Origin of the sequence: Microbacterium sp. USHLN186 (assembly GCF_037145155.1) — a bacterium.
GTDB lineage: Bacteria > Actinomycetota > Actinomycetes > Actinomycetales > Microbacteriaceae > Microbacterium.
This window is the reverse complement of the sequence record NZ_JBBCYA010000011.1, coordinates 1-1,014: the sequence shown is the minus strand read 5'-3', so window position 1 is coordinate 1,014 and position 1,014 is coordinate 1. Positions and strand designations below refer to the sequence as shown.

Sequence of the window (1,014 nt, the reverse complement as noted above, 5' to 3'; positions counted from 1 at the left end):
CAGGCCGGTGGGGTCGAGGAAGAGGCGGGTCCAGCCGGTGGTGTGTCCGGCGAGGGTGCGGGCGGTGTCGGGGTGCATGGTGGCGTGTGCGTCGAGTTGGGCGGGGTTATCGTCGGTGCCGGTGAGGGTGGTTGCGGCGATGGTGACCTGGATGCGGGCGTGGATGTTCTCCAGTCCGGTGCCCATCACCTCGGAGGGGTCGGCGGCCAGGAGCAGGTCGGTGAGCAGTTCGGTGCGGATCTCGTCCAGCCCGCGGGTGTCGGCCGGGACGCGGATCACGCGCGGTCCGGCGGCGACGGCGCGGTCCATCGCGTCCATGTCCGCATCCCACCAGAGCGAGCCGGCCGTGCTGAAGGGGTCGGTGGTGCTGAAGGGGTCGGTGGTGTAGGTGTCGGTGGTGCCGAAGATCGTCGCCGCCTCGGCGGCTTCGGCGGTGTGGGTGCGCGCGTCGTGCAGGGCGAGGTCGTAGTCGGTGTCAGGGGGCAGGGTGGGGGTGCGGTTGTCGGGGTGCTGCTTCTGGGCGCGGGCCAGGGTGGTGAGGCGGTCCATGATGGCGAGGGCTTTGTAGGTGGGCATGATCGCCTGCAGCAGCGACATCTCGTCATCGATCTCGCGCACGCTCACCTCCTGCTCCGCGATCGCGCGCCGGTGACGTTCGGTGACCGTTTCCGGCACGAGCGCGGCGATGAGCTCACGCGCGTGCGTGCGGGTGCGCGCGGGCGCTTCGGTCTCGGCGAACTCCACCGCCGCCGCCTCGTACAGCGCCCACGAGTCCGGGGGTGCGTCGCCGGCGTTGCGTGCGTGGATCAAGGGCCCGGCGGCGCGGAGGATCTCCCGCACGTGCGCTGCGCTGATCCTGCCCGCCTCGAGCGAGGCGCGCACGGCGGGGAAGTCGTCGCACAGGGCGCGGGCGTGGGCGAACGCCTGCTCCACGCTGCCTTTCGCCATCCGTGCGGCGGCGGAGTACTCCGCCACCATCGACCGGCGGATCGTCTCACGATGCACCGGGGACGC

At 72.0% G+C, this 1,014-nt stretch carries 1 protein-coding gene; it reads right to left on the bottom strand.

All coding sequences use genetic code 11. The annotated features are described in order from the left end of the window. A partial coding sequence (locus WFG93_RS13895; RefSeq protein ID WP_336646934.1) for a DUF222 domain-containing protein occupies positions 1 to 1,014 on the bottom strand: 1,014 nt, incomplete at both ends.